The organism is Pseudomonas sp. SDO55104_S430 (assembly GCF_054070595.1).
Map to the genome: position 1 here is coordinate 1 of NZ_JBSVXG010000299.1, position 5831 is coordinate 5831.

The window sequence follows — 5831 nt, forward strand, 5'->3', positions numbered from 1 at the left end:
ATTCAGGCACTGCGGTCTGTCAGGTAGATCCAGTGCAGAGGTTTTACGACTGCTGCGCAGCCGGACGCAGGCTTCGCCAGCTGCTACAGGGGTCGGGGTGTCAGGGCTTCAGGGGAAAAGGGTATTTCCAATGCATAAGAGATTTCACACGATCCAGAGCAAGATCGCCCTGCTCGCCGGCCTCTGCCTGTTGCTGGTGGTGGGTCTGCTGATGGGGTTGTCGCTCTACCAGACCCGCCTAAGCAGCCAGCAGGTCGACCAGGCCAGCAGTGAAATGCTGGCCGATGCGGCCAAGGAACACATGCAGGCGCTGGGCAAGGTGCAGGCGATGCAGGTCCAGCGCACCTTCATGCAGACCCATGAATTCGGTCAGGGGTTAGCGCGATATCTGCTTTATCTGCGACAACTTCAGCACCAGGGCACATTGACCCGCCCGCAACTTCGCCAGGAGCTCAGTAGCCAGCTTCAACAGGCCCTCAAAGACAAGCCCGACCTGCTCGGGCTTTACGTCATTTTTGAACCTGACGCGCTCGACGGCCAGGACGCCGGTTTCGCCGACAAGGCAGAGCTTGGCAGCAACGAGAAAGGCCGTTTCTCGCTGTACTGGGTACAAAGCAAACCCGGTGAACTGCAAGCGGTGATCGGCGACGAAGGCCTGCTGGCCAACACCGAGCCGGGGCCGAGCGGCGCGCCGTACAACGCGTTCTGCACCTGCGCCCGCGACACCCGCCAGGCTTGCGTACTGGAGCCCTACTTCGACGAAGCGTCCGGCAGCCGCAAGCTGGTCACCAGCGTCGCCTTCCCCCTGCTGGAAAACGGCAAGGTCATCGCCGTGGTCGGCCTCGACATCAACCTCGCCGCGCTGCAGAACAACAGTGAAGCCAGTGCTCGCCAGTTGTTCGACGGGCACGGACAGATCAGCATCGTCAGCCCTCGCGGGGTGATCTCGGCCAACAGCCAGGATGTCCGTCGCCTGGGTTCGCCGATGGACAACGCGGACGTGATGGACGCCCTGCGTCAGGGGCAGCCGAAGGTGTTTGTCGATCCGCAGCAGATCAAGGTCCTCGAACCCCTGGCACCGATTGCCGGCGCCGCGCCCTGGGGTGTGCTGGTGGGCGTGCCGCAAGAGGTGTTGCTGGCGCCTGTCACCACCCTGCAAAAGGAACTCGATGCTCAGGGCGCGCAAAGCACCGCGCTGGCCCTGCTGCTCGGCGGTGGCTCGGCTCTGCTCGGCCTGCTGCTGATCTGGTACACCGCACAACGCATCACCCGGCCGTTGCAGGTGCTGACCCGGGTTATGGAGGACATTTCCCTCGGCGAAGGCGACCTGACGCGGCGCCTGCAAGTGCAATCGCGGGATGAAATCGGCCAGCTGGCGACGGCGTTCAACCGCTTTGTCGAACGCATTCACCAGTCGATTCGCGAAGTGTCGTCGGCGGCACTCGGCGTTAACGAGGGCGCCCGCCGGGTGCTGGAGGCGTCCAATTCGTCGCTGAGCAATTTCGACGATCAATCGAGTCGCACCAACAGTGTGGCGGCGGCGATCAATCAGCTGGGCGCGGCGGCGCAGGAGATCGCGCACAACGCCAGCGACGCGTCGCACCAGGCGTCCAACGCCCGGCAGCAGGCGGAGGACGGGCGTCAAGTCGTGCAGCGCACGATCGAGGTGATGAACGAATTGTCGGGCAAGATCAGCGCGTCCTGCGCCAACATCGAAGTGCTCAACGACAAGACCGTGAACATCGGGCAGATCCTCGAGGTGATCAAGGGCATCTCCCAGCAGACCAACCTGCTGGCGCTCAACGCCGCGATCGAAGCGGCGCAGGCCGGTGAAGCCGGTCGCGGGTTCGCGGTGGTGGCCGATGAAGTGCGCAGCCTGGCCGGACGCACCCAGACCTCGGCGCTGGAGATCCAGCAGATGATCGAGGAACTGCAAGTCGGCGCCCGGGATTCGGTCACCACCATGACCGAGAGCCAGCAGCACAGCGAGGAAAGCGTCAACATCGCCAACCTCGCCGGCACCCGCCTCGGTAGCGTGACCCAGCGCATCGGCGAGATCGACAACGTCAACCAGTCCGTCGCCGCCGCCACCGAGGAACAGACCGCAGTGGTCGAAGCGCTGAACGTCGACATCACCCAGATCAACACCCTCAACCAGCAAGGCGTGGAAAACCTGCAATCGACCTTGCGTGCGTGTACCGAGCTTGAGCAGCAGGCGGCGCGGTTGAATCAGTTGGTGGGGAGTTTTCGGATCTAGAAATGATGTCGCCCGGGCTGCCCCTGTAGGAGCGAGGCTTGCCCGCGAAGACAATTTCACTGACTCAACCCTTCTTCATCCCCAGACACTCAATGGAGTGATCGACCATCGCCTTGGCGATCTCCAGTAAATGCCATATCGAATACACCATCGCCCTGTCGGCACCTTTCAAATGGTCGCCACATTGATAGGCGCTCACTGAAGCGCAACGCAACAGGTCGGCGAGATAGAGCTGGGTGTCTTCGAAACTCACGTCTTTGCTGACGTTGTAGAAACGCAATTCATCGGGCGGGGAGGGTTGATCCCCGGTGAGGTAGAAATCGATGGCGCGGTAGAGCGCGGATCGATCCCTGATGGGGTCTTCGGGGGTGGGTTCTTCGGATGGTGGATCGGGGACAGACTTTTCCATGACTTACTCCTATTGCTGAACAGGAGCCATCACTTGTCGCCTACTAAACGATTGGGTGGTGGCTGTGCGCAGGTAGTAGGCCGGTCAATAGGAAAACCGGTGCATCCGAAGATGCCCCACGCACAGCTACCATTTCTGCGTGCGGCAACATCGCCGAGCATGAGCATGGATCGCTATACACCTATTGTCCGGGGCTACTAAACCCGATCACCAAAAAGCAGTGACGGGCCGAGACTAGCCACCGGATTTGCCAGGCGCAAGCGGGCGAAATGATCTAGGAAATGTCCTGCAAAAGATAGCGAATGAGCTGACAGAATCGCTGATTATCTTGTAAGAAATATCGCCGATTTCCCCATCAACACCTTCCCCTGTAGGAGCGAGCATGCTCGCGATGGAGTCACAAACACCGCGGGGTGTCAGGCGGCCAGCGTTATCGTTGGCGACCATCGCGAGCGTGCTCGCTCCTACAGTAGATCGTGTTAGCGCTTGTTGAGGGCCCGAGCCAGGCGATCGCCGCTCAGCTGAATCACCGCCACCAACGCCACCAGCAACACGATCACGGTCAACATGATCTGGCTATCAAACCGCTGATACCCATACCGATACGCAATGTCCCCCAACCCGCCAGCCCCGATCGCCCCGGCCATGGCCGACGAATTGATCATGGTCACCAGGGTGATGGTGAACCCGCCGACAATCCCCGGCAGCGCCTCGGGCAACAACACATGCCAGACAATGTGCTGGCGCCGGCAACCCATGGCCTGCGCCGCCTCGATCAACCCGTGATCCACCTCGCGCAAACTCACTTCGGCAATGCGCGCAAAAAACGGCGTGGCGGCGATGGTCAGCGGTACAACGGCCGCCCACACACCGTAGGTGGTACCGACGATCAGCCGCGTGAACGGAATCAGCGCCACCATCAAAATCAGGAACGGCACCGAGCGGAACAGGTTCACGAACGCGCCCAGCGCGCGGTTCACCGCAGGTGCTTCGTAGATGCCGCCCTTGGAACTGGTGACCAGAATCACCGCCAGCGGAATGCCCGCCAGCAGCGCAATCAGCGACGACACGCCGACCATCAGAAAGGTATCGATAAAGCCTTGCAACAAGCGATCAAACCACATAACCCAACACCTCCACTTGCTGCGCCCATTGCCCGGCGCGCTGGCGCAATTGTTCGGCACTCAGCGACGAGCCCGTCACCGCCAATAGCAACTGCCCCAACGCATGACCCTGAATCCACTCAACGCCACCTTGCAGCAGACGCACACGGCCACCGAGGGCGGCGAACAGGGCGGCGATGTCCGGTTCGTCCTGCGCCGATCCGGTGAATTGCAGTCGCAGGACGACAGCGTCTTCCGACGTCTGCGGTTGCGCTTGCAGACGGTTCTGCAACTCCGCCGGCAGCGCATGCTGCAACGGCGCGAGCAAAGTCTTGCTGACCTCATGCTGCGGGTTACCGAAGACTTCCCACACCGGCCCTTGTTCGACCACGCGCCCGCGTTCAAGCACCACAACGCGATCGCAGATTTCGCGGATCACCGCCATTTCGTGAGTGATCAAAATGATGGTCAAACCCAGGCGCTGATTGATCTCGCGCAGCAGGCCGAGAATCGATTGCGTGGTCTCCGGGTCCAGCGCCGAAGTGGCCTCGTCGCACAACAGAATCGCCGGATCATGAACCAGCGCGCGGGCGATGCCGACACGCTGTTTCTGCCCGCCGGACAACTGCGCCGGATAGGCCTTGTGCTTGGCTTCCAGGCCCACCAGTTCGAGCAATTCGCGCACCTTCTGCTCGCGTTTTTCCTTCGGTACACCGGCGACCTTGAGCGGCAATTCGACGTTCTGCCAGACCGTCTTGGCCGACATCAAATTGAAGTGCTGGAAGATCATGCCGATGCGCCGGCGCAGGGCCACCAGACGGTCTTCGTCGAACTCGCCGATGTCTACCTGATCGATCAGCACCCGGCCGCTGCTCGGTTGTTCGAGGCGGTTGATGTTGCGGATCAGCGACGACTTGCCGGCGCCGCTGCGGCCGATGATGCCGAACACTTCGCCGCGCTGGATCGCCAGGTCAATGCCGTGCAGGGCGGCCACCGGTCCTTGCTGGCCGTCATAGGTTTTGCCCAGTTTGATGAAGCGCACGTGGGCGCGGTTCAGTTCGGGGTGCAGTTCCGTCTGCTGTGCGTCATGGGGCGCCGGGATCTCCAGGCGCAGTTGCGTAGCGGCAGTCATGCTCAGCTCTCCCAACCGGCTTGGTACAGCTTGCCGTGGGCTTTATCCAAGGCGGCGCGCACGGCTGGCGAATGCTGGTAGATGTCGACGAACTCGATCAGGCGCGGGTCGGTTTTGCTCTTGGGCTGGATCACGAACTGAATCACGTATTCCTTGTGGTCCAGGCCGTCGAACAGCAGGGCGGAGCCGGCGTCGAAGGTCTTCGCCAGACGGATGTAGGCGGGGTAGCCCTGGACCAGATCGGCGTCGTCGTAGGCGCGCACCAGTTGCACGGCTTCGACCTGCAGGATCTTGATCTTTTTCGGGTTGGCGACGATGTCGTCCTCGGTGGCCTTGTAGCCCACGCCGGGCTTGAGGGTGATCAGCCCGGCCTTGGCCAGCAGCTGCAAACCACGGCCGCTGTTGATCGGGTCGTTGGCGATGGCGACGCTGGCGCCTTCGGGCAGCTCGTCGAAGCTTTTGTATTTTTTCGAGTAGAGGCCGACGTTGTTGATGATCCCCGGCGCGAACGGCACCAGGTCAAACCCGGCCGCGGCCTTGGCGTTTTCCAGGAACGGGATGTGCTGGAAGTAGTTCACGTCGATGTCACCGGCGGCGAGGCTGACATTGGGCGCGATCCAGTCGCTGAACTCCACCAGATCGACTTTCAGGCCTTGTTTGTTGGCTTCGGCGACGGCGGCTTCCAGCGGGATGGCGAAGGCGGCGGTTGTGCCGATTTTCAGTGGGGGTTCGGCGGCGAAGGTCAGGGAGCTGAAAAGGCCTAGGGCCAGGGCCAGTGCTTTGACTGGGTGGGTGAGGTTGGTTTTTTTCATGATCAGGTTTCCAGTCAGTGCATTAATTTTTTGGTGTTTGTCAGGGCCTCTTCGCGGGCAAGCCTCGCTCCTACAGGTTTTGGTTGAATCGATCACTCGCGGGCGACCGATACCTGTA

4 protein-coding genes and 2 pseudogenes are annotated in these 5831 nt (G+C 61.4%); 2 read left to right on the forward strand and 4 right to left on the reverse strand.

The window, feature by feature from the left end:
* Positions 1–349 precede the first annotated feature (349 nt).
* Together ACW9JE_RS28025 and ACW9JE_RS28030 are read left to right on the forward strand one after the other, a co-directional pair.
* Positions 350–1402, forward strand: a pseudogene (locus ACW9JE_RS28025) (HAMP domain-containing protein); the annotation flags it as partial.
* Between the two features lie 255 nt (positions 1403–1657).
* Positions 1658–2257, forward strand: a pseudogene (locus ACW9JE_RS28030) (methyl-accepting chemotaxis protein); the annotation flags it as partial.
* A 64-nt stretch (positions 2258–2321) separates the two neighbouring features.
* Here the strand turns inward: ACW9JE_RS28030 and ACW9JE_RS28035 are convergent.
* The 4 genes from ACW9JE_RS28035 to ACW9JE_RS28050 all read right to left on the reverse strand — a co-directional run bounded on the left by ACW9JE_RS28035 (position 2322) and on the right by ACW9JE_RS28050 (position 5713).
* Positions 2322–2666 (reverse strand): DUF6124 family protein, encoded by a 345-nt coding sequence (locus tag ACW9JE_RS28035; protein WP_224540667.1) that lies wholly within the window; start codon positions 2664–2666, stop codon positions 2322–2324.
* A 479-nt stretch (positions 2667–3145) separates the two neighbouring features.
* Positions 3146–3790, reverse strand: coding sequence for a methionine ABC transporter permease (locus tag ACW9JE_RS28040; RefSeq protein WP_457434605.1), 645 nt, complete (start codon positions 3788–3790; stop codon positions 3146–3148).
* Positions 3780–4901, reverse strand: a complete 1122-nt coding sequence (locus ACW9JE_RS28045; RefSeq protein WP_457434606.1) for a methionine ABC transporter ATP-binding protein — start codon at positions 4899–4901, stop codon at positions 3780–3782. Before ACW9JE_RS28045 ends, ACW9JE_RS28040 begins: the two co-directional genes overlap by 11 nt.
* Before the next feature lie 2 nt (positions 4902–4903).
* Entirely contained in the window at positions 4904–5713 is an 810-nt protein-coding gene (locus ACW9JE_RS28050) for a MetQ/NlpA family ABC transporter substrate-binding protein (RefSeq protein WP_457434607.1), read from the reverse strand.
* Between the last annotated feature and the right edge of the window lie 118 nt (positions 5714–5831).

Excerpts from the sequence above, each read along its gene's own strand:
- ACW9JE_RS28040 (WP_457434605.1), bottom strand. The coding sequence starts at position 3,790 with ATGTGGTTTGATCGCTTGTTGCAAGGCTTTATCGATACCTTTCTGATG.
- ACW9JE_RS28035 (WP_224540667.1), bottom strand. The coding sequence starts at position 2,666 with ATGGAAAAGTCTGTCCCCGATCCACCATCCGAAGAACCCACCCCCGAA.
- ACW9JE_RS28050 (WP_457434607.1), bottom strand. The coding sequence starts at position 5,713 with ATGAAAAAAACCAACCTCACCCACCCAGTCAAAGCACTGGCCCTGGCC.
- ACW9JE_RS28045 (WP_457434606.1), bottom strand. The coding sequence starts at position 4,901 with ATGACTGCCGCTACGCAACTGCGCCTGGAGATCCCGGCGCCCCATGAC.